The 19806-nt window shown below is 72.7% G+C and carries 18 protein-coding genes and 1 pseudogene; 5 read left to right on the plus strand and 14 right to left on the minus strand.

Going from position 1 to position 19806, the window contains the following annotated elements; translation table 11 throughout:
- Window positions 1–23: 23 nt before the first annotated feature.
- Genes J3P32_RS16890 through J3P32_RS16900 form a run of 3 tightly spaced genes read right to left on the minus strand, consistent with a single transcriptional unit; the run spans window position 24 to window position 4931 of the window.
- Window positions 24–1430 (minus strand): FAD-dependent oxidoreductase, encoded by a 1407-nt coding sequence (locus J3P32_RS16890; protein ID WP_210441363.1) that lies wholly within the window; start codon window positions 1428–1430, stop codon window positions 24–26.
- Window positions 1427–3448, minus strand: a complete 2022-nt coding sequence (locus tag J3P32_RS16895) for a molybdopterin oxidoreductase family protein (RefSeq protein WP_210441365.1) — start codon at window positions 3446–3448, stop codon at window positions 1427–1429. Before J3P32_RS16895 ends, J3P32_RS16890 begins: the two co-directional genes overlap by 4 nt.
- 10 nt (window positions 3449–3458) lie before the next feature.
- Window positions 3459–4931 carry an MFS transporter gene (locus J3P32_RS16900; RefSeq protein ID WP_210441367.1) on the minus strand — a complete coding sequence of 491 codons (1473 nt, stop codon included), beginning with the start codon at window positions 4929–4931 and terminating at the stop codon, window positions 3459–3461.
- Between the two features lie 418 nt (window positions 4932–5349).
- On the opposite strand from J3P32_RS16900, the pseudogene J3P32_RS18665 reads away from it, so the two are divergent.
- From J3P32_RS18665 to J3P32_RS16915, 4 genes and pseudogenes are all read left to right on the plus strand, one after another.
- A pseudogene (locus J3P32_RS18665) lies at window positions 5350–5793 on the plus strand (ATP-binding protein); the annotation flags it as partial.
- Between the two features lie 300 nt (window positions 5794–6093).
- A complete protein-coding gene (locus J3P32_RS16905) occupies window positions 6094–8184 on the plus strand; it encodes a LuxR C-terminal-related transcriptional regulator (protein WP_307861745.1) in 2091 nt (696 codons plus the stop codon).
- 416 nt (window positions 8185–8600) lie between these two features.
- On the plus strand, window positions 8601–9014 hold the full coding sequence (locus J3P32_RS16910) for a carbon-nitrogen hydrolase family protein (RefSeq protein WP_210441371.1): 414 nt from the start codon (window positions 8601–8603) through the stop codon (window positions 9012–9014).
- Window positions 9015–9310: 296 nt separating this feature from the next.
- The gene (locus J3P32_RS16915) at window positions 9311–10246 is read left to right on the plus strand and encodes a PIG-L deacetylase family protein (RefSeq protein WP_210441373.1); all 936 of its coding nucleotides are present in this window, start codon (window positions 9311–9313) and stop codon (window positions 10244–10246) included.
- Between the two features lie 109 nt (window positions 10247–10355).
- Here J3P32_RS16915 and J3P32_RS16920 read toward each other — a convergent pair whose 3' ends face one another.
- From J3P32_RS16920 to J3P32_RS16960, 10 genes are all read right to left on the minus strand, one after another.
- Window positions 10356–11006, minus strand: a complete 651-nt coding sequence (locus J3P32_RS16920; protein ID WP_210441375.1) for a hypothetical protein — start codon at window positions 11004–11006, stop codon at window positions 10356–10358.
- Window positions 11003–11848, minus strand: coding sequence for a DUF2382 domain-containing protein (locus J3P32_RS16925; protein WP_210441377.1), 846 nt, complete (start codon window positions 11846–11848; stop codon window positions 11003–11005). The genes J3P32_RS16920 and J3P32_RS16925 overlap by 4 nt, the downstream gene beginning before the upstream one ends.
- Before the next feature lie 78 nt (window positions 11849–11926).
- The gene (locus tag J3P32_RS16930) at window positions 11927–12781 is read right to left on the minus strand and encodes a mechanosensitive ion channel family protein (protein WP_210441379.1); all 855 of its coding nucleotides are present in this window, start codon (window positions 12779–12781) and stop codon (window positions 11927–11929) included.
- A 165-nt stretch (window positions 12782–12946) separates the two neighbouring features.
- Window positions 12947–13723: a TetR/AcrR family transcriptional regulator C-terminal domain-containing protein gene (locus J3P32_RS16935; protein ID WP_210441380.1), complete on the minus strand. Its 777-nt coding sequence runs from the start codon at window positions 13721–13723 to the stop codon at window positions 12947–12949.
- A gap of 87 nt (window positions 13724–13810) precedes the next feature.
- Window positions 13811–14533 (minus strand): hypothetical protein, encoded by a 723-nt coding sequence (locus J3P32_RS16940; protein ID WP_210441381.1) that lies wholly within the window; start codon window positions 14531–14533, stop codon window positions 13811–13813.
- An 11-nt stretch (window positions 14534–14544) separates the two neighbouring features.
- Complete coding sequence (locus J3P32_RS16945; RefSeq protein ID WP_210441382.1) at window positions 14545–14727, minus strand: hypothetical protein; 183 nt, start codon at window positions 14725–14727, stop codon at window positions 14545–14547.
- Between the two features lie 456 nt (window positions 14728–15183).
- Complete coding sequence (locus J3P32_RS16950; RefSeq protein ID WP_210441384.1) at window positions 15184–15414, minus strand: hypothetical protein; 231 nt, start codon at window positions 15412–15414, stop codon at window positions 15184–15186.
- A 167-nt stretch (window positions 15415–15581) separates the two neighbouring features.
- Complete coding sequence (locus J3P32_RS18310; protein WP_282594227.1) at window positions 15582–15713, minus strand: hypothetical protein; 132 nt, start codon at window positions 15711–15713, stop codon at window positions 15582–15584.
- A gap of 152 nt (window positions 15714–15865) precedes the next feature.
- A complete protein-coding gene (lhgO, locus tag J3P32_RS16955; RefSeq protein WP_210441386.1) occupies window positions 15866–17062 on the minus strand; it encodes an L-2-hydroxyglutarate oxidase in 1197 nt (398 codons plus the stop codon).
- 341 nt (window positions 17063–17403) lie between these two features.
- Window positions 17404–17703, minus strand: coding sequence for a hypothetical protein (locus tag J3P32_RS16960; protein WP_210441388.1), 300 nt, complete (start codon window positions 17701–17703; stop codon window positions 17404–17406).
- A 113-nt stretch (window positions 17704–17816) separates the two neighbouring features.
- Between J3P32_RS16960 and J3P32_RS16965 the strand changes: the two genes are divergently transcribed.
- The gene (locus J3P32_RS16965; protein ID WP_210441390.1) at window positions 17817–19055 is read left to right on the plus strand and encodes an acetyl-CoA hydrolase/transferase family protein; all 1239 of its coding nucleotides are present in this window, start codon (window positions 17817–17819) and stop codon (window positions 19053–19055) included.
- Window positions 19056–19063: 8 nt separating this feature from the next.
- On the opposite strand, the gene J3P32_RS16970 is transcribed toward J3P32_RS16965, so the two are convergent.
- On the minus strand, window positions 19064–19756 hold the full coding sequence (locus tag J3P32_RS16970; RefSeq protein WP_210441392.1) for a GAF and ANTAR domain-containing protein: 693 nt from the start codon (window positions 19754–19756) through the stop codon (window positions 19064–19066).
- Window positions 19757–19806 lie beyond the last annotated feature (50 nt).

Here is a 19806-nt window from a genome sequence, read left to right on the forward strand (position 1 = left end):
GAGGAAAACTGGCGCGCACCGGGTCACAGCGACGCGGCGGCGGCGCGGTCGACCTCGCTGACGAGGCGGCGTACGACGTCCGCGCAGCCGCCGCAGCCGGTCGTCGCGCGGGTCCGGTCGACGCACTCGGTCACCGAGCCGCACGCCCGGACGGCGCCGGCCGTGACGCCGGCGCAGGCGCACACCTCGGCATCGTCGGGCAGCGGGGCGTGCGCGTCCGGCGCGTCGGGCAGGAGCAGCCGGCCCGGCTCGTCCGGGCCGAGCACGGTGCCGCGGTCGTAGTGCTGGGTGATCAGCCCGACGCCGGAGAGGTCGCCGACCAGGGCGGCGGCGACGATGCGTCCGCCGTGCACGACGAGGCGCCGGTGCGAGCCGGAGATCGGGTTGGTCACCTCGACGACCTCGCCCTCGGCACGGCGCGGGTCGCCGAGCACCGCGACCTCGAGGCCGGTGGCCCGCAGCCGCGCGACGCTGCGGGAGCCGTCGTACGACGCCTGCTCCCTGCGCAGGACGCCCGCGAGCACCTCGGCCTGCTCCCAGGCGGGCGGGACGAAGCCCGTCGTGCGGCGACGGTGCTCCGCGCAGTCGCCGATGGCGTGGATCCGGTCGTCGGTGACGCTGGTCAGCGTGCTGTCGACGACGATCCCGCGACGGACCATGAGCCCGGCGCGACGGGCGAGGGCGGTTGCCGGGCGGCCCCCGGCGGTGAGCACGACGAGATCGGTCGGCAGCACGGCGCCGTTGTCGAGCTGGATGCCGTCGTCGGTCATCCGGACCGCACGGGCGCCGGTGTAGACCTGGGTGCCGAGCCGGCGCAGGTCGCGGGCCAGGACGCCTCCGGCGGCGGAGCCGACCTGGCTGGCGAGAAGGTGCTCCGCGCCCTCGACCACCTCGGTCAGCAGGCCGCGGACCGACAGGGCGCGCGCCACCTGGAGGCCCAGGAGGCCGCCTCCGACGACGACTGCCCGCGGAAGCGGGGTCTCGGCCAGCGACGAGACGGCGGCGTCGAGGCGGCGGCAGTCCTTCAGGCTCCGGAAGGCGTGGACCTTCGGGTGCAGGGTGCCGTCGCGACGGACCAGCCCGCGGATCGGGGGCAGGGAGGGGATCGCTCCCGTCGCCAGCACGAGCCGGTCGAAGCCCAGGCGTCCCCCGTCGGCGAGGACGACCTCGCGCGAGGACCGATCGAGCTCGGCGACGCGCGCGTCGAGGCGCAGGTCGATCCCGTGGTCGGCGAACCACCCCGCCGAGCGGAGGGTCAGCGCGTCGGCGGCCTGGGTTCCCTCGAGGACGGCCGACAGCAGGACCCGGTTGTAGGGCGCGTGCTGCTCGTCGGCGAGGACGGTGAGGGACAGGTCCGGGGCGCCGGCGAGCTGCTCGGCCAGGCGGACCGCTGCCATCCCGCCTCCGACGACGACCACTCGCTCGGTCATGCCGCGACCACCGAGGCGGCGCAGACCTTGAACTCCGGCATCTTCGAGGCGGGGTCGAGCGCGTCGTTGGTGAGCCGGTTGGCGCCCACCCAGTGGAACGGGACGAAGACCGTGTCCGGTCGGATCGTGGTGACCACCCGTGCCGGCGCGGTCATCGTGCCCCGACGCGTGGAGACCCGCACCGACGAGCCGTCGGCGATCCCGAGCCGCCCGGCGAGCAGCGGGTGCAGCTCGACGAACGCTCCGTCGTCGGGCAGCGCCCGGACGCGTCGCGTCTGCGCGCCGGACTGGTACTGCGCCAGCACCCGACCGGTCGTGAGGTGCACCGGATAGTCGGCGCAGGGCTGCTCGGCGGTGCCGCGGTGCTCGACGGCGTGCATCCGGGCTCGCCCGTCCGGGTGCGCGAAGGACGAGCCGAAGAGCCGCTCGCCGCCCCAGAAGACGCCGCCCTCGTCGCGGATCCGGTCGTAGGTGATGGCGGAGTAGTCGGCCGGACCGCCGGCCGACGCCCGTCCGAGCTCGGCGAAGACCTCCTCGGGGTCGGTCGCGAAGGGCACCGTCGACAGCCGTGAGGCGAGCCCGGAGATCACGTCGAGGTCCGACCGCACCCCGGACGGCGGCGTGATCGCCCGCTGCCGGAGCACGACCCTGCCCTCGAGGTTCGTCATCGTGCCGGTCTCCTCCGCCCACTGCGTCACGGGCAGCACGACGTCGGCGATCGCCGCCGTCTCCGACATCACGACGTCGCAGACGACCAGCAGGTCCAGCGACTCGAGCCGCCGGGTCACGTGTGTCGCGTTGGGCGCGCTGACGACGATGTTGGAGCCGAAGACCAGCATCGCCGAGGGTCCGTCGTCGGTGCCGAGGGCGTCGAGCAGCTCGTACGCCGACCGCCCGGGGCCGGGCAGGGTCTCGGGTCCGACCCCCCACACGCCGGCCACGTGCGCGCGGGCGGCGGGGTCGTCGATCCGCCGGTAGCCGGGCAGCTGGTCGGCCTTCTGCCCGTGCTCGCGACCACCCTGGCCGTTGCCCTGCCCCGTGAGGCAGCCGTAGCCGGCACCGCGCCTGCCGACCATGCCGAGCGCGAGGGCGACGTTGATCCAGGCGAGCACGGTGTCGGAGCCGGTGGCGTGCTGCTCGGCGCCTCGCGCGGTGAGCACCATGACCCGCGGCGAGTCGGCCAGCAGGGCCGCGAGCTCGCGTACCTCCGCCGCCGGGACCCCGGTGACCCGCTCGACCCGCTCGGGCCACCACGCGGCGACCGACTCCTTCACCTGCGACCAGCCGGTCGTCCGGTCCGCGAGGTAGTCCTCGTCGACCGCGCCTCGAGCGACCAGCAGGTGCAGGAGGCCGACAGCAAGGGCGAGGTCGGTGCCCGGCACGGGCTGGAGGACCAGGTCGGCGCGGTCGGAGGTCGGCGTACGCCGCGGGTCGATGACGACGACGCGGCCGCCGAGTTCGCGGAGCCGGTCGAGGTGTCGAGCCGCCGGCGGCATGGTCTCCGCGAGGTTGGACCCGACCAGCACCAGGACGTCGGTCTCCTCGACGTCGGCGAGCGGGAAGGGCAGGCCGCGGTCGAGGCCGAAGGCGCGGATGCCCGCGGATGCCGCGGACGACATGCACCAGCGGCCGTTGTAGTCGATCTGCGAGGTGCGCAGCGCCGCCCGGGCGAGCTTCCCGAGGGAGTACGCCTTCTCGTTGGTGAGCCCGCCGCCGCCGAAGACGGCGACGCCGTCGGGCCCGCGCGCGTCCTGCGCCCCGCGGATGCCTGCCGCCACCCGGTCGAGCGCGTCGTCCCACGACACCGCCGACCACTCGCCGGTCGCCCGGTCGCGCACCAGCGGCGTCGTGAGGCGGTCCCGGCTGCCGTACAACCCGGCTGCTGACCAGCCCTTGCGGCACAGCGCGCCCCGGTTGACCGGGAACTCCTCCCACGCCGCCACCTCCGGCGTGCGCCGTCCCGTGAGCCGCATGCCGCACTGCAGGGAGCAGTAGGGGCAGTGCGTCTCGGTCGTCATCGGGTCCGGCTCAGATCTCGGCGGCGGCGAGCCCGTGGGCGCGCACCGGCCGGCGGAGGTAGAGCGCCCACGTCATCGCGGCGCACAGCAGGTAGTAGGCGGCGAAGAGGGTGAAGGCACCTCGCATGGCCGACAGCGGGTCGTCGACCCACGGCGCGGCGAAGGCCAGCGGCACGAGGAAGCCACCGAGCGCACCGACCGCGCCGATGACACCCAGCGCCGAGGAGGACTGGCGGGTGGCGGTGGCCAGCGCGGCTGCACGCTGCGGCGTGCCGGCGTCGGTGGACCGCTCGGCCTCTGCCTTCCAGAGCGCCGGGATCATCTTGTAGACAGACCCGTTGCCGATGCCGGTCGCGGCGAAGATGCACAGGAAGAATCCCAGGAACAGCGGGAACCATGCCGCGTTGCCGGTCGCGACCCCCGCGTCCGCTCCGGGGTTCGGCGTGAGCCGGCTGACGGTCCACAGCACCCCGAGGGTGAACACGGTCATCGCGGCGAAGGCGCCCAGCGTCACCCGGGCGCCGCCCCACCGGTCGGCCAGCCACCCGCCGAGCGGGCGCGTCAGCGATCCGATGCCGGCACCGAGGAAGGCGTAGAACGCGAAGTAGATGCCCGTGCCCAGCGGCTCGGGCTCGGGCACCCAGAAGTTCAGCCGGATCAGCAGCGGCATCGCGGCGGAGTAGCCGATGAAGGAGCCGAAGGTGCCGATGTAGAGCACCGACAGCAGCCACGTCCGTCGCTGCCTGACCACGTGCAGCTGTTCGCGCGGGGACGAGGTGACGGTGGCGAGGTTGTCCATCCGCCACCACGCGGCCGCGGTCGCGAGCAGCGCCAGCCCCGCGTACACGTACGCCGCCCGCTCGAGGTGGATCCCGCTGCCGGACGCCTCGACCAGGCCGAAGATGCCGGCTCCGCCGACCATGACGGGGAGCAGCAGCTGGATCAGCGAGACGCCCAGGTTGCCCCCTGCGGCGTTGAGGCCGAGCGCCGCGCCCTTCCGGTCGGACGGGTAGAAGAAGTTGATGTTCGCCATCGACGAGGCGAAGTTGCCGCCCCCGACGCCGGCGGTGGCGGCGATGAGGCAGAAGGCCCAGAAGGGCGTCGTCGGCTCCTGGACGGCGTACGCGAACAGCAGCGTCGGCACCAGCAGCATCGCGCCGCTGACGATCGTCCAGTTGCGCCCGCCGAACCTCGGCACGGCGAAGGTGTAGGGCAGTCGCAACAGGGAGCCGACGAGGTTGGGCAGCGCGACCAGCAGGAAGAGCTGCTGCGGGGTGAAGGCGAAACCCTGCGCCAGGAGGAAGGCCGACGAGACGCTCCAGATCAGCCAGACGGAGAAGCCGACGTGCTCGGCGAAGATCGACCACACCAGGTTGCGCCTCGCGACCGACGACCCGGTCGTCTCCCAGAAGTCGGCGTCCTCGGGACGCCAGTCCTCGATCCAGCGGCGCCCACGGCGGCGGGCGGGGGTCTGCATGCTCATGCCGAGAGACTCGCCGCGGTGTGTGTCGGGCACCCTCTGGCTGCGGTGGCGGAGCCGTCACATTCCCCTCACGACCTCACAGGCCCGCCTTGCTCCCGCTCACGTCGCTTCCCCAGCTCCTCGGAGCGACACCAGCACGCGTCGTACTGCCTCGAGCGCGTCCTGTGCCCTCGCCGATCCGGGACCATGGCGAGGGCTGTCGTCGGCGGCGTCACCGTCATCGGCCCGAACGCCACGGCCGCTACCGGCTCACGTGCGCGCGCACAACCGACCCTGCACTGGCCCCCGCTCGACCCGGACCCCCTCGCCGGGTTTCCCCTGCCGGACCGACCGGTCGGGGTAGAGCCATACGGGTTCCGGGGATGACGTCCCGGCAGTCCTGCGGCACTCTGGGGAGGTGTCCTCGGGGCCCGCCACCATGGTCGGCCGAGAGCGCGAGCTCCGGTTGCTGAGGCATGCGGCCGGGAGCGCCGAAGCGGGCGCGGTTCGCGTCGTCCTGGTTCTCGGCGAAGCGGGTGTCGGGAAGACGCGCCTGGCGCAGGAGCTGGTGGCCTCGCTCGATGAGACGTGGCTGACCTTGACCAGCCACGGCGTGCCGCTCGCAGGGACCGAAGTGCCGTTCGGCGGCGCAGCGGAGCTCGTGCGGACGATCACCCGCATGTACGGCGCGGCCGAGGTGCGCCGACGCACCGGCAGGGACGCTGCCCTGCTCGCGCTGCTCGTCCCGTCGGTCGCTGACCCTCCCGCGGACGCGGTGGACCGCGCCGACGTCATCGCGGCGGTGATGCGCCTCGTCGAGGCGCTCGACCGACCGGTGTGCTGGCTCGCCGACGATGCTCAGTGGCTCGATCGTTCCACTCGCGACCTGCTCCTCTACGCCGAGCGCGTGATGAGCGGGGCGCTCCTCGTGGTGGCGACCGTCCGCACGCCCCCCGATGCCATCGGTGTGCTTCCCCAGGACCTCGCGGAGCTCGGCCGCCGCGCTGAGGTCGTCGAGCTCGGTCCGCTCTCGACGCGGGAGGTGCGAGACCAGATCGCCGGGCTCGCGAGTGGGTTGCCGGCCGAGGCCTTGACGCGCATATGCGAGCTCAGCGACGGCCTCCCCTTCTACGTCGAGCAGCTCGCCACCGAGGGCGGCCGCGTCGCAGGGTCCCTCCGCACGGTGCTGCGCGCCCGGCTCGACCGACTGTCCCCGCCGGCGCGCCACCTGCTCGCCGCCGCGGCGGTCGGCGAGGGCCTCCTCGCGCCCTCGCACCTGCGGGCGGTCACCCGGCTCGGCGCTGCCTTCGACCGGGCCCTGGACGAGGTGCGGACGAGCGGCGTGCTCGTGCGGGACCCGCAGGGCGACGGACTGCGATTCCATCATGCCCTGCTCAAGGACGCCGTCGACCGGGACCTGCTCGGTGAGGACCGCCGTCGCTGGCACCAGGCTTGGGCTTCCCACCTCGACCAGCTCGCCGGAGACGAAAGCCAGGACCTGCGCGTGGTGATCGAGCGGGCTCGACACCACGACGCGGTGGGCGGTGCCGGCGCCTTCGAGGCCGCGATCGCCGCCGCCGAAGCCGCCGAGCTGACGCAGGACGAGCACGCACGCCGGCACTGGTGGCACCGAGCCTTCACCGGCTGGCCGGACGATGCCCCGCCGGGAGTGGAGCTGACCCGGGACGCCGTGCTGAGCCGGCTCTACGCTGCACTCTGGTCGGTCGGCGACATGGACGTGATCGACGACCTGCTGAAGCGGGAGCTCGCGGACGAGAACGAGTGGCTGCGTTCCCTGTGGTTGCGCCTCCTCCTCTGGCGCGAGCGCCGCGCTCAGCAGGCGGAGTTCACCCGGGTCGTGGACCCGTCGGAGGCCGAGAAGACCCTGGCGCGGCTCCGCTCCTACGAGTCGGACCTGAAGGTCGCTTCGGTGATGGTGCACCTGGCCGACGAGTGGATCCAGGACCTGCCGGACCTGACAGAGGCGATGCTGCACGAGGTCATCGACCAGCTGGCGCCCGTGTGCGACCCCTTGCTGTTGGCGGACGCGTGGGACCTCCTCGCCTGGCTCCAGTGTTGTCGGGGCGACCCTGACGCGGCGGTGCGCGTCTCGGAGGAACACGTGGCCTGGATGGAGCGACACCACCCCGCGGGGGTGCTCGATGCGCGATGCAGGCTCGTCGTCAGCCTGGCCAACGCAGAGCGGCCCGACGAGGCCCTCGCCCTGCTCGAGCGAACCGTCGCCGAGACCCGCCATCCGCATCTCCACCCTCATTTGTGGGTGGTGCAGCACATGCTGCGCGCCGTCATGCACCTGTTGGTCGGCGCCTGGGACGACATGGCCGAGGACCTCGACCGGGCGAGGGAAGGCGCTTTCGGAGGCGACATCGAATCGTGGTGGAACGCGCTGTCGGGGATCCGCAGCGCCCGCACCGGGGACATCGCGGCCGCGCGCTCATGTCTCGACGCCATCCCGCAAGCACCGCCAGGAACTCCGCCCGGACTGCGCTGGTCTCGCGAAGCCATCCAGCGGACCTTCATCGAGACCGAGATCGCGGCCGCCGAGGGCGACCGTGCAGGAGTGTGTCGCGCTGTGTCGCGGACGATCGCCCTGCAGCACGACGGCGAACCGAGCAACGACCTGTACGAAGCCTTCGTGTCCGGTCTGCGATCAGGTGTTCGCCGCGGTGAACCGGATCCGGAGGCACGCGTACTGGTGGCCCAGGCAGCCACGGTGGTGGACGGCCCAGCACCGGACGCGAACCCCGTGCTCGCGCTGCGACCAGTCGAGATCGCGGAGCACCTGCGACGGGTCGGTGACCGGGACACGGTCGCCGGCTGGTCCGACATCGCGGCGCGATGGAGCCGGTGTCACCGCCCGTACGACGCCGCGCATGCGTACCTGTTCGCCGCCGAGTGCGCGGCGCGTGACGGCGACCGACCGCGCGCTCGTGAGCTCTTCGCCGGCGCACACGGCATCAGCAAGCAGCTGGGCGCCGACCCGCTGCGCGAACGGATCGAGGCGGCCGCAAGGCGCAGCAGGATCACCGGGTTCGAGACCTCCGTCCCGGCACCCGGTCTGACGGCTCGGGAGACCGAGGTGCTGGGCCTGCTGGTGGACGGGCTCTCGAACGGGGCGATCGCAGAGCAGCTGGTCATGTCGCCGAAGACGGTCAGCGTCCACGTCTCCCACATCATCGCCAAGCTGGGCGTCGCCAACCGAACCGAGGCAACAGCACGCGCCTTGCGTGACGGGCTGACGACCGGTGGTTGACCGCTCGCGTCGTGGGCTCGACGGACGGGCGGGCGGGGAAGGAACGCCGCACCTCGTCCTGGTGCATCTTCGCCGCGACGAGCATGACGTAGGGATCGCTGAACATCGTTGGGCTCCCGGTGGCAGGTGGTGGTTGGTATGCCCCAGCCTTCGCCTAAGACCCCTTGCACCGAATCGGGCAACCGCCGTATCGGGACTCCCGGCGCTGCCTTAGCAACCCCTCCGGGCGAGCGGACGGTCACCCTCACCGCACTGGCGTGCCACGTCGGGGGCTTCGGGGGCGGCGGGAGCGAGGGAGGCGGAGGGGCGACTTCGCCCGCCTGGGGGATGGCGCGCCGATCGTCGAAGTCGCACGCTTGAAGGTGGCCCTCGCGGCTGACGTGGGGTCCGAGCCCTACGACACCAGGAGACGCGCCATGTCCTCAGCCTCACACCTGCGGCTCGCTGCCGCCGCGCTCGCCGGCATCAGTTCGGCCTGCTCCGCCGCGCCGGCCAGCGCTGACCCACCAGACGGCCTCACCGTTGACCTCGTCTGCGACGACGGCAACACCTACACCACGATCGCGCGTGCCGGTCAGACCTGGAACGCCCAGCTCGTCACCACCAGCACCTCCGCGTTCCACCTGACTCGGTACACCTCCACCTTCGAGGTCACTGCCCCGGACGGCACGGTGGAGGTGTTCGGACCGAGCACCGTGGTGAAGGGCGGCAACGACCGGGAGCACAAGGACCTGCTCAACTGCACGTACTCCTTCACCGTCGACCTCGGGGAGGGCTACACGGCCTACATCTACGGTCCGGCCACCGGATGGCTCACACCCGCGAGCTGACCGCCGCACCGGACGCTTCTTGCGAGCGGCGGTGCGGCCGGACTGGCACGCCGGTGTCCTCACCCAGCGGAAACCGAATCGCCCGACGCGCGTGTGGCGAGCGAAGCGCCCGGGGATGAACGGCCGGGGCTGCGGACCACGAGCGAGCCCCCAGGCTCGACTCCGGTCGTCGCGGCCCGCTGAGCACGATCTGTCCAGTCCTGCCCCATCTGCGGCATGCCTCGCCGTCCCGACATGGTGCAGAGTGCGGTGAGCGGACACCGGGTCGGGAGCACGTGGCGGGGGTGGATGAGGAGATGGACGAGCTGACGTCGAGCGGTCCTGCCGGGCCGCGACTCCAGGCGGTCGTGGCGCACCCCGACGACGAGACCTTCGGGTGCGGTGGCCTGCTGCTGCATGCCGCGGCGTCCGGGTACACGACGTTCGTCACCTGCGCGACCCGCGGGGAGGCGGGCCGCGACCGCAGCGGACGCTCCGGCGCCGAGCTCGGCGCGGTCCGCGAGGAGGAGCTCCGCTGCGCCGGCGAGCTGCTCGGTGTCGCCGAGGTCGACCTGCTGGGCTTCGCCGACTCCGGCATGGTCGGACCGGCGCCTGCCGGCTCCCTGGTGGGGGCCGAGCTCGCTGATGTCGTGGACGCGATCGCGAACTCGCTGCGCCGGGTGCGTCCCGACGTGGTGGTGACGTTGGACGCCAGCGACGGGCACCGCGACCACGAGCGTGTGCGAGTGGCGACACTGCAGGCCGCCACCGAGGTCGGAGTCGACGTGGTGTACCTGTCGTGCCTGTCGCAGAGCCTCATGCGGCGGTGGGTCCAGCACATGCGTGCTCACGAGCAGCACAGGCAGCATGCGCGTGAGGAGATGCCTGTCCTCGGCAGCCCCGACCACGAGATCAGCACCGTGATCGACGTGCACATGCACCGAGCGCAGCTCGAGATCGCGATGGCCGCGCACGCCTCGCAGGACTCGCCCTACGACGGACTGACCGACGACCTCAGGGACGCATTCCTCGACACCGCCCGTGCCCGGAGGGTCGTGCCGGCCTGGGACGGGACGTCGCGTGAGCGCGACCTGTGCCGTGGGGTGCCGAGCACGACCGCACCGGCGGTGGGCCGGACCCTCGACTCGCTGGCCGTCCTGGCGTCGCGTCGGCATCCGCACGGGACGCAGTGCTGGTGGAACCACTTGCAGGCACGGTGGGACTGCACGAACGCAACTCGCTTCCCCAGCTGACCCCAGCACACCGGTGAGGTGGGCGGGGACACCCGAGCGGACCCGCACGGGCACAGCGGGACCTCCCGTCCCCCTGCTCGCGAGGGACGGGAGGCTCGTGCTGCCCGGCTCAGGCGCCCAGGCCGGTGCGATCGACCTTGCGGTGGAACCGCATCCCGGCGACACCGCCCAGGATCGCCCCGCCGAGGCTGGCGACGACGGCCGCGACTGCGGTGATGATGCCGCCGGTCGCGAGGTCGCCCTCGCTGATGGGCACGCGCGGCAGGCTGTTGAGCTGCGAGAGCACGTTGTACTCGCTGCCCGCGACGGCCACGACGACCGCGACGACGACCGCGATGACGAGCGCCCAGACCCACACCGCGACACCCTGCTTGGCACCGTCGAAACGGGCCATCCGCCCGGCCACGTAGCCACCGGCGTAGTAGGCCACGAACAGGACCACGAGCAACGCGATCGCGCCGACGATGCCGACGGTCTCCGCGCTCCGCGCCGCCTCGCGCTCCGCCTGCTGCGTGCCCGAGAAGGCACCCAGGCCGACGGCTGTGCCGATCGCGCTGAGCAGAGCCGTGACGAGGATGGCGGTGCCGGCAGCGGTGAGCCAGCCGAAGAAGGCCGAACCCCACTTGATGCCGCCGTGCTCCTCCTTCTCCCGCGCCACCACCGTGCGCCGGTCCGGGATGCCGTCGCGGGCGGCGGTGCCCGCCGAGCGCTCGTCGTGCCGAGGCGTCTCGTGGCGAGGCTGGTCGGCGCTGGTGCTCACAGGGTGCCGCGACGGTCGTCGACGTCGCCCTCGGACTCGATGTGCTCCTTGCGGACCTCCTCGGTGACGGTCTCCTCCTCGGTGACGGTCTCGGTGCCCAGGCGTACGCGCTCGACCGGCTCGGCAGTCTTGCCGACGACCGGGCGCTCCTCCTGGAGCACGACCTCGTGCTCCTCCTCGGAGATGGCGGGGCCGGACAGGGCCTCGTCGCGGTTGTCGCCGGTGATGGGCTCGGTCTCGAGCACCGCCCGCTCCTTCTTCACCGGCACGGTGACGGTCTCCTGCTCGGTGGTGACGTACTTCCGCAACCGCGCGCGGCCGGCTTCCTGCGTGGTCGTGCCGACGTCGAGGCGCTCCTCGGAGCGAGTCATCGCCTCGTCCGTGTTCGGCCCCGACGTGTCGTGTCCCTCGCCGGTGGACGTGCCGGACGTGCCGGCCGCACCGACGGCGCCGGTCCCGGCGCCGGTGTAGGTGCCGGCGCTGTCCGCGGGCAGCCCACTGTCGCTGGAGCGCTCGGAGTAGGTCATGCCGTAGTGCTCGTAGAGGCTCCGCTCACCGGACTGGTCCAGGTGGCCGCTCTCGACGTCGACGTTGGGCGCGTCCTTGATCTGGTCCTTGGTGAAGGGCACGCGTACGCCGTCGCTGGTCGGCTCCGCCTCGGAGGCAGGGACGAACGACTCGTTCATGCCGAACAGACCGGTGTTGACGGTGAAGAACTCGGGACGGTCGGTGTCGTCGTCGAGGAAGACCTGGCCGATCTTGCCGACCTTCTCGTCGTCGCTGGAGTAGAGCGTCTGGCCGATGTAGCGGCCGTAGTCGTTGGTGTTCGTGTCGATGGTCATGTGGTGCTCCTTGTCGGGGATGGCTGCCGGACGACGCGGGGTGCGTCGCGCTTCGGGCTGTGGCGTCGTTCTGGCCGTTCAGTACTGACGCGGCGTGGTGTCCTGCCCGGCGGTGCCGGTGCTGCCGGTGCTGCCGGGACCGCCGAGATCGGCGTTCTGGTCGTACACGGCGGTGCCACCGGTGCTGCCCTGGCCACCGCTGGAGCCGGTGCGGCCGAGGTCCTGCGCTGCGGACTGGGCCTGGTCCCGCACCGACGGGGCGGTCCCGGCCTGGGCCTTCATGCGGGGGGCCTCCCGCTCAGCGGCGGTCAGGTAGCTCTCCCACCGCTGCTGCATGGGGCGGATCAGGCCGCCGCCGACGCCAACGATGATCACACCGGCCACGGTGGCCAGGATGGCGACGAGCACAGGCGTGGTGACCGTCGTGGCGACGCCGACCTGGTTGAGGGCTGCGATGACCCCGAGGAAGAGGATGAACGCCGAGGCGATGTTGGCGAGCACTCGTCCGTAGGAGAGGCCGCCGATCATGTTCTCCAGGAGTCCCTTGACGGCGGCCGCGATGGACGCGGCGACGACGAGGATGATGATGGCGACGACGAGGCTCGGCAGGAACCGGATGACGTCCTCGATCAGGCGACTGATCGGATTGGCGCCGAAGACGCCGAAGGCGAGCTGCAGCACGAACAGCAGCAGCGTGTAGTAGATCAGCTTGGCGACGATGTCGCTGGCGTCCATGTTCGAGCCCGACAGGGCGCGCTGGACACCGCCGCGCTCGACGGCTCTGTCGAAGCCGGCGCGCTCGAGGATCGCGTTGAGCCCCTTGGCGACGACCTTCGCGATGACGATGCCGATGACGAGGATGACCAGGAACAGGACCAGCTTGGGCACGAACTCGGCGATCGTGCTCAAGCCGTCACGCAGTGCGTCTCTCATGAGTCCTCCGTCCGCGATGGGCGTCCGACGCCGCATCACGGGGCACGACGTCCACGACCACCGCTGGTAGTGGTTTACAACGTAAGCCGTACCCACCGGTGGACGGGCCATGCGACCCGAGCGGGGCCTCGGCCCCGACACGGGTTGTCGTGCAACAGCCGACGGTCAGTCGTCGAGGTGCTCGTTCCGGGTGATCGACAAACGGTCGAGAAGCGCTTCGAGAGCCTCCTCGAACTCGACCGCCGACCGGTCCTCCGACAGCGGTTCGCGGAGCTTCGCCACGGTCGGGTATCGGGCTGTGCCCGGTTCGCCGGTCTGGTCGTCGAGGACGTCGAGGGGGCCGACGTCGGCGCCGTGCACGGCGACCTCGAGGAGGAGGTGGCCCAGGAGGAAGCTCGTGTAGGCGCGGTAGGCCTCGATGGCGGCCGCGTCGCTGAACCCCTCCTGGAGCAGGCCGGAGAGGAACGTCTCGACCACCTGCAGGCTGCGCAGGGGCGGGCGCAGCCACGGCGCCTCGGCGGGGCGCGAGGCGACGAGCGGGAACGCCTTGGGGTGGGCGAGCGCCATGCGCCGGACGCCGTGCGCGAGGCGCTGGAGGAAGTCCTGCCAGCCGTCCTGCGGTGCGTCCACGACGACGTCGTCGGCCCGGACGTCGGCGACGAGCGTCTCGACGACGGCGTCGAGGAGGTCCTCCTTGCTGGGGACGTAGCGGTAGAGCGCCATGGCCTCGACGCCGAGCTGCTCACCGAGGCGCCGCATGGTGAGGCCGGGCAGGCCGTTGTCGTCGATGTAGGCCAAGGCGGCGGCGACGACACGCTCGCGGGAGAGCGGCACGCGCGCGGACGGCGGCGGCTCGTCCTCGACCGCGGCGCGGTCCGCGTCCGGGTACTCCCCCGCGCCACCGGGCCCCGCCTGCAGCTCCTCAGGCCGTTCCTCGCTCATCCTGACGCCCCCCTCTGGCAGCCGACCGATCCGGCTTCACGGTAGCGCGGGAGGCGCTCGGCGCTCGGCCCTGGGGCGGACACGCCTCTAGAGGTAGCGGGCGGGACCGTCGGCGCCGTGTCGGCCGGAGGACAGCCAGCGTTCGACCTGGTCCGGGTGGCGTCGGTGCAGCTCGTCGAGGACCTCCTGGCGCAGCTCGACGACGCGGAGCGTCCGTGCGGGCGCGCGGAGGTCGCGCACCATCCAGAACGTCACGCGCCACAGGTGGCACAGCTCGGCCGTGTCCAGGCCCGAGACCTCAGCCACCGTCCCCGCGCCGTCGTCCGGCGCGCGACCCGGCGGCCACCCGGGCTCGGGGATCGTGGCGTTCCCCGTGGACGTGCTGCCCGCGCGGTGGAGCACGTGCGTGCGCGCGAAGTCCCGCGCCGGCGGTGTCGTCACGACGAGGACGGCAGCCGTCAGTGGGACCCACCACGCGGACAGCACCGAGACGACCGCCAGGAGCAGCACGATGGCCGCGCACGCAGCCGCGACGCGGCACCACCGTGCGAGCTCTCGTCGGCGCGCGGACGTGTCGGGCACGTCGGCGGACGGAGGCTGCCCGTCCCCGCCCGTGGTCGCGGAGTGCGTGACCGCGATGCCGGCCATCATCACCGCGAGGAGGACGGGCGCGACGAGGGAGACCGCCCGGCCTGTCCCCCACAGGAAGCTGGCGCCGAAGAAGGCGGGCACGCCGCACAGGGCGACCGACCGCAACCACGGCGACCAGCGATCCCCCGCGCTCCTGCCGGGAGTCGTGCCGGGAGTCATGGTGGGATCGCCTAGCGGCGTTCGCCGAGCAGGGCGCGCGTGAGCTTGGCGAGGACCACGACACCGATGCTCGCGGCGATCGCGGCTGCCAGCGTGGCCGAGCCCTCGCTGGCTTCTCGCCACGTGACGTCGCGATGGCTCAGCAGCGCCTTCGTGCTGTCGAGGGGCGTCTGGTGCGAGGTGTGGTTCGTCATGGGATGCCGTCCTCGGGCCGCGGGCTTACGTCGTAAACCATCTCTCGGTCTGGCCCGCCGATCAAGCGCGGTCAGCGGGGTGCGCACCCCGGCGCGCCCACTGAAGTGACCGACGACACCGCGGGGTAGGAGGCTGCCGGCCTGCGCGTGATTCCCGCGCCGACGGGCAGGAGTCCGGTGCCGGCCGTCGCCGGACCTCGAGCGGCGGCGCGACCTGGTCCGGGGATCAGGTCGCGCCGCCGCCCTCTCGGTTGGGCTGCCTCGACCCCTGGGGGGCCCGTGGACCTGCGGGAGGTTCGACCACGGGGGGATCGAGGCGGCTTGCCCCTACAGCGTCCGAGACGGCTGCTCCGGTGCGGCGTGACGCAACGGTCGGGAGCGGTCTAGACCGACGTCCCCGTCATGGCCGGGCCCGCACCCCTGGCTGACCGGCCGCGCTGCCGCGCCGGAGCGGCCTCAGGAGTCGTCGACGGCGAGCATCGTGCGCACCGTCGTCGGCGCCACGGCGCCCAGCTGTGCTATTCGTTCGACCGTCAGCACGTCGCGGGCGTCCCGGGCGAGGTCCGCGATCTTGTCGAGCGCCTCCCTGCGGGCGGTGGTCGCCGCCTCGAGCTGCTGTCCCGCTGCCGAGAGCAGGTCTGTCAGTGTCAGGACGTCGGCGGCACCCGAGTCGCGTTCAGCATCCATGAGAGGTGAGGTTAGCGGGCGACCGACAAGGTTCGTCCAAGGTCGCGTGCCGGTCCGAGCACCCCGGGCGCCCGCGCCGCTCGGTGAACGGCGCCCGTTCGCCGCGCCTGAGCGGGCGCTCGGTGTCGCCGGGACGATCGCGCCGGCCGACGTGGGGGGCGGCTCGGTCAGGACTCGGTCGGCTGGGGCTCCGGTGTCGGGGCGTCCGGCTGCTCACCGGGCGCGATCGGGTTCACGGGGGCGACGTCGGGCTCGCCGGGAACCGGCGCAGTTCCCGGCTCGAACGGTGCAGTGGTCATGTCCCGGACGTACCCGCCAGGCGAGGGACCATGAGCCGTTCCGCGGGCGCCCCGCGTCGCGCCTGGTGTCCCCTACGACTGCCCGACCGCAGCCGGAACCACTCCCTCGTCCCGGCTTTCGCGTCGCTTCGGTTCTCGCGGCCCGGCGCCGGCTACTCCAGCTCGAGGGCCTCCACGACGTGCTCGGCGATCGCGAGCGCGGACGTCGCTGCGGGCGACGGTGCGTTGCGCAGCGCGGTGATCCGGCCCACCCGGTGGATGCGGAAGTCGTCGACAAGCGTCCCGTCGCGCTCGACGGCCTGGGCGCGTACGCCGGCTCCGCCGCGGACCACGTCCTGTCGCCGGAGGCTCGGGACGTAGGCCTGGGCGCGCTTGACGAACAGGCGGACGCTCAACGACCCAGCGATCTCCGCGGCACCCATCCGCCAGTGGTTCCCCGCGATACGCCGGAAGCCCGGATAGGTGACGGTCTCCCGGAGGTCGGACAGCGAGAAGTCGCGAGTGCGGTAGCCCTCCCGAGCCGTCGCGAGCACGGCGTTGGGCCCGACGTCGACGGAGCCGTCGACCCGGCGGGTGAAGTGGACACCGAGGAACGGGTAGGAGGGGTCGGGCACCGGGTAGATGAGGCCGCGGACGAGGTCGGCTCGTTCGGGCACGAGCTTGAGGTACTCACCGCGGAAGGGCAGGATCGCCGGATCCTGCCCGTCACCCGCCGCCGTGGCCAGCCGGTCCGACTGAAGACCGGCACACAGGAGCACGTGATCGAACTCGAGCACCTCTCCGTCCGTCGTGGTGAGGTGGACGCTCCGGGGCGCCGAGCTCAGGTGCCGGACCTCCGTCGCCAGGCGGATCTCGCCCCCGTCCGCGGCGACGTCGGCCGCCAGCGCCTCGCTGACCGCGACGAAGTCGGTGATGGCCGTCGAGGGTGAGTGGAGCGCGGCGATGCCCTCCACATGGGGCTCGACCTCCTTCATCTGCGGCCCGGTCAGACGCCGGAGGCCAGGCACGCCGTTGGCCCGCGCCCGGGTCTCGATGTCATCGAGGAGCAGGACCTCCGCGGCGGTCGACGCGACGACGAGCTTGCCGCAGGCGTCGTACACGACACCCTTCTCCTCGCAGTACGCCCTGAGGAGGCCGACACCGCGCCGGCAGAGCGCAGCCTTGAGCGAACCGGGCTTGTAGTAGATGCCGGCATGGACGACACCGCTGTTGTGGCCGGTCTGGTGCCGTGCGACCCCGTCCTCCTTGTCCACGACCGTGACACGGGTGCCGGGAAGGACCTCCTGGATCCGGCGCGCCACGGCGAGGCCGACGATGCCTGCTCCCACCACGCCGACGGACCGCGTCACGGCCTGTCCGTCCCGGCAGGACCCCACCCCGGCTGTCCGCGGAGTCGCCCTCCCCCGTCGACATGAGGTGCGCGGGGCGATGTCCGGCCTCGCACGGCGGCTACCGACATGGGTCGACCTTTCGGTACGGAGGGCTGGTGCGCCGGCGCACGTGCACCGGGTGCTCGCAGACACCTTGGCCTGCGAGGCGCTCCACGTCCATCGTCAACTTTCACGACATCGGCCCACGGGACGGCTCGGCTGACCGAGCAGCCCGTCGACGACGTGGACGTGCCGGGGCGACCTGCCGCCGGCGTACGCGCGGCGCCGGCATGCGTTGACGTCGGCGTCCGTGCCGGCCGTCAGCTGGGAAAGGGGTTGTCCTCGTGCCGCGGGTCCAGCCGGGGGTAGCCCGCCTTCGGCTCGACGCCCTCCGGCTTCGGCTCCTCCCCGCCCGAGCTCTGCTCGGGCGGAGCGTCGGCCGGCGTCTCGAGCCGCGAGTTGTCCCGCAGGCCGTCGGTGCCGGTCTGTCCCGGCCCGACGTGGCCGACGCGCTCGCTGCTGGAGCCCATGCCGCCTGCCGCGCCCTCGGGACCCGACGAGTTGGGCGTCGAGGCGCGCTCCTCGTCCGCGACGTCGCGGTGGTGGTCGGAGCTGGTCATGGGTCGGTCCCTCTCGTTCGTGGCCGCTGGCGTCGCGTACCCCGACCGCGGCCCGCGCATGTGCTGCAGCGCGGTGACCGTCGCGGGGTTGGCCGGGCTGGCATCGTGGCCACATGCACGTCGTCGACCTCGAGCAGGCCGCTCGCACCGTACGGGACCACTGCGGCTCCGTCGGCGGCGTGCCACGCGTGGTGACCAGCGGCAACTTCGCGTCCCCCGTCGCGCTGCTCGGCCCGCTGCTGGCGCAGCTGCCGACGGCGCGGCTCCACGCGCTCAACGCGCAGCCGGACCTGCCGCTCCACGAGGGCGTCGTGCCGGAGACGACGTTCGTCGGACCTGGCTTCCGTCGGCACCCGCGCCTGTCCTACGTGCCCTGCCGCCTCTCCATGGCGCCCCGGCTGTTCCACGGACCGCTCCCCCCGGACGTCGTGGTGGTGCACACCACCGTGCCTCGCGACGGCCGGGTGTCCCTCGGCCTGGAGGTCAACGTGCTGCCCGCCGCCGTCGAGGCCGCCCGGGCGCGGGGCGCGCTCGTCGTGGCCCAGCTGAACCCGCGCATGCCGTGGACCTTCGGCGACGCGGAGCTGTCGGTGGACGACGTGGACGTGGGGGTCGAGGTGGACGCCCCGCTCGCCACCCACGTCACCGGCGCGCCCGGCGAGGACGCGCGCCTGATCGGCTCCAGGGTCGCGGCGGAGATCGGCGACGGCGCGACGCTCCAGGCGGGGATCGGCGAGGTGCCCGACGCGACCGTCGCGGGGGTGCTGGAGCGCCGCGGCCTGCGGGTGTGGACGGAGATGTTCAGCGACGGCGTCCTGGCACTGGAGCGCGCGGGAGCGCTGGACCGCGGCACGCCCGTGCGGACGTCGTTCGTCTTCGGCAGCCAGGAGCTCTACGACTGGGTCGACGACAACCCGCGCGTGCGGATGCTCCGCACCGAGACCACCAACTCCCCCGCCGAGATCGCCCGGCAGCCGGCGATGACGTCGATCAACACCGCCCTCCAGATCGACCTCTTCGACCAGGCCAACGCCTCTCGCATCGGCGCCCGCATCCACAGCGGCTTCGGTGGCCAGACCGACTTCACCGTCGGCGCCAGCCACTCACCGGGCGGCCGGGCGTTCATGGCGCTGCGCAGCTGGCACCCGAAGGCCGACGTCTCGACCATCGTCCCGCTCGTGGACGAGCCGGTGACCTCCTTCCAGCACGGGGCCGTCGTCACCGAGCAGGGCGTCGCCTGGATGTGGGGCCGCGACGAGCGGCAGCAGGCGCACAACCTGATCGAGCACGCCGCCCACCCGAGCGTCCGGGACGACCTCCGTGAGGAGGCGCGGGCCATGGGCCTGGGCTGAGGCTTCGCTCAGCCGGGCTCGGGGAGCTGGCGCGTGCGGGCGATCTCGGCGGCCAGCACGGCGACCTTGCGGTTGGACGTGGAGGACAGCCGCCGGAGGTAGTCGAACGCCTGGTCCGCGGTCATGTCGTAGCGCTCCATCAGCACTCCCTGGGCCTGCCCGATGATGGTGCGGTTGTGCAGCGCCAGCCCCAGCTGGTCGATCTGCATCTCGGCCGCGATGATCACCGACAGCTGGCCCGCCAGCGCCTGGGCGACGGCGACGTCGTCGGCGTCGAACCGGGACCCCTGCGCGCAGTACAGGCTGAGGGCGCCGTAGGAGTGCTCGTCGGTGTACACGAGCAACGACATCATCGAGTCGACGCCGAGGTCGTGGTGCACCCGCGGCGCCCACGCCGGCCACCGCCGCTCGGCGGACAGCGCCGGGCTCACGAGCGTGTTCTGGTCACGGCGCACGTCCAGGCACGGGCCCTCGCCCAGCTCGGTCTGCAGCTGGTTCGCGCGGCAGACCAGGTCGTCGCTGCTGGCCCTCGTCACCAACCGCCCCTTCTGGTTGACCGTGAGCCCTGCGTGGTCGCACCGCGCGATGAGCTCGACGGCGGCGGTGACGGCGACCTGGAGGCGCGCGTCCTCGTCGCGAGCGGCGGCCAGCGCCTGTGCCAACCGGGCGAACCCCCCGAGAAGCTCCCTCGCGTCGTCCACGCGCCCTCCTCCCGTGGTCGCGGTGCCCGTCCACCGCATGCTAGGCGGCG

The sequence above is a fragment of the Nocardioides xinjiangensis genome (assembly GCF_017916385.1).
GTDB classification, from domain to species: domain Bacteria; phylum Actinomycetota; class Actinomycetes; order Propionibacteriales; family Nocardioidaceae; genus Nocardioides; species Nocardioides xinjiangensis.

Excerpts from the sequence above, each read along its gene's own strand:
- J3P32_RS16900 (WP_210441367.1), bottom strand. The coding sequence starts at position 4,931 with ATGAGCATGCAGACCCCCGCCCGCCGCCGTGGGCGCCGCTGGATCGAG.
- J3P32_RS16965 (WP_210441390.1), top strand. The coding sequence starts at position 17,817 with ATGCACGTCGTCGACCTCGAGCAGGCCGCTCGCACCGTACGGGACCAC.
- J3P32_RS16930 (WP_210441379.1), bottom strand. The coding sequence starts at position 12,781 with ATGAGAGACGCACTGCGTGACGGCTTGAGCACGATCGCCGAGTTCGTG.
- J3P32_RS18310 (WP_282594227.1), bottom strand. The coding sequence starts at position 15,713 with ATGACCACTGCACCGTTCGAGCCGGGAACTGCGCCGGTTCCCGGCGAG.
- J3P32_RS16950 (WP_210441384.1), bottom strand. The coding sequence starts at position 15,414 with ATGGATGCTGAACGCGACTCGGGTGCCGCCGACGTCCTGACACTGACA.
- J3P32_RS16910 (WP_210441371.1), top strand. The coding sequence starts at position 8,601 with ATGTCCTCAGCCTCACACCTGCGGCTCGCTGCCGCCGCGCTCGCCGGC.
- J3P32_RS16940 (WP_210441381.1), bottom strand. The coding sequence starts at position 14,533 with ATGACTCCCGGCACGACTCCCGGCAGGAGCGCGGGGGATCGCTGGTCG.
- J3P32_RS16945 (WP_210441382.1), bottom strand. The coding sequence starts at position 14,727 with ATGACGAACCACACCTCGCACCAGACGCCCCTCGACAGCACGAAGGCG.
- J3P32_RS16925 (WP_210441377.1), bottom strand. The coding sequence starts at position 11,848 with ATGACCATCGACACGAACACCAACGACTACGGCCGCTACATCGGCCAG.
- J3P32_RS16960 (WP_210441388.1), bottom strand. The coding sequence starts at position 17,703 with ATGACCAGCTCCGACCACCACCGCGACGTCGCGGACGAGGAGCGCGCC.
- J3P32_RS16935 (WP_210441380.1), bottom strand. The coding sequence starts at position 13,723 with ATGAGCGAGGAACGGCCTGAGGAGCTGCAGGCGGGGCCCGGTGGCGCG.
- J3P32_RS16895 (WP_210441365.1), bottom strand. The coding sequence starts at position 3,448 with ATGACGACCGAGACGCACTGCCCCTACTGCTCCCTGCAGTGCGGCATG.
- J3P32_RS16915 (WP_210441373.1), top strand. The coding sequence starts at position 9,311 with ATGGACGAGCTGACGTCGAGCGGTCCTGCCGGGCCGCGACTCCAGGCG.
- J3P32_RS16890 (WP_210441363.1), bottom strand. The coding sequence starts at position 1,430 with ATGACCGAGCGAGTGGTCGTCGTCGGAGGCGGGATGGCAGCGGTCCGC.